Origin of the sequence: Roseixanthobacter psychrophilus (genome assembly GCF_043195195.1) — a bacterium.
Lineage (GTDB): Bacteria > Pseudomonadota > Alphaproteobacteria > Rhizobiales > Xanthobacteraceae > NCEH01.
The window spans coordinates 1-1,226 of the sequence record NZ_JBAFWT010000142.1; the positions used below are offsets into that span (position 1 = coordinate 1).

The window sequence follows — 1,226 nt, forward strand, 5'->3', positions numbered from 1 at the left end:
TTGATGGCGTCCTTTGCGGCACCAGGCAGCGCCCGGCGATCGCGCTGCAGATCAAGGACATTGTAGCCGATGCGCAAGTCTCTGAGCCCGTCCGTGGCGAGGCCGTCGTCGATGGCGCCCGAGGCGAGGCGGGGAATGAGCAGACCGAGGCGGTCGAGGGTGCGGCTCACCAGCACGCGGTGGTCCTGCAGGCGGGTGCCGGCGGCGCAGGCGGCAAGGTCCGCCCAGCCCGAGCGCACGAGGCGGCGGGCGGTGATCTCGGCGCCGAAGGGTTTGGTCGCCAACGCCCAGATCCAGGCGAACAGGAAGCCGCCGGTCACCGCCAGGCTTTCATTCACATAAACGGTGAAATCCGCATTGTAGTGGCTCTGGACCGAGAGGGAGCCCGAACCCGTTGCGGCGAGCAGTAGGGTGACGAGGCCGAGTTCCGGGCGGGGAATGAGCGCCCCAACCAGCAGGAACGGCAGCACCAGCACCAGCACGAGCATCGCGAAATCGTGGATCTGGGGCACCACCGTGAACAGAAGGACCCCGGCGATCACCTGGGCCGTGGTGCCCCAGACCACCATCATCCAGAGGAACGGGGCTGGCCGGTCCTGGGCGCCGAAGAAGCAGCAGGCGACCGCCGCCATGGCCACGAAATTGGCGCCGCCGGGCCATCCGCTCGCGATCCAGATCAGGCTCGCCGTCAGGGTCGCGAGCGCGGCGGAAGCGGTGGAGAATAGCAGCAGGCCGTGATCATGATGGCGCGCGGTGCCGATGACGGGGCGGTGGTGCAGCACGGGCGCCCAGTGTCCCGCAGCAGGGTCTCCAGCCACCTGCCGGCGTAACGCGAGGCAGTCCTGCCAGAGATCGACAAGCTCTTTGAGGCGGGCGCAGAGGTTCGCATGAAGGAGGCTCGGCCAGTCCCTGAGGGCGCCGGGATCCGGAGTCAGCTCAGCGATCCGTGCGCGCAACCGCTCCGGCGTGTCGGGAGCCCCCCCGATCCAGTCCGCGATTTCGCGGGCGAGGGCGACAAGATCGTCCCGCACGCTGCCCATCGCTTCCTCGCGGGTGATCGCGCGCATCCGGTCGTTGAGGGAGGACAGTACCGGCAGGAGCAGCAGCAGGCGACCGCGGAGCTCTCCGGCTTCGCGGGCGAAGGCGCGCGCCTCGGGATCGTGTGCCAGTTGCATGATGAGCGCGTCGAGCGCCGCGACGTCCGCGGCGAGCTTCTGTCGGACCAG

Annotated in this window: 1 protein-coding gene; it reads right to left on the reverse strand. The window is 69.2% G+C overall.

The window, feature by feature from the left end; translation table 11 throughout:
• Positions 1 to 1,226: FUSC family protein (locus V5F77_RS28870; protein WP_429008483.1), on the reverse strand; the 1,226-nt coding region annotated here is incomplete at both ends.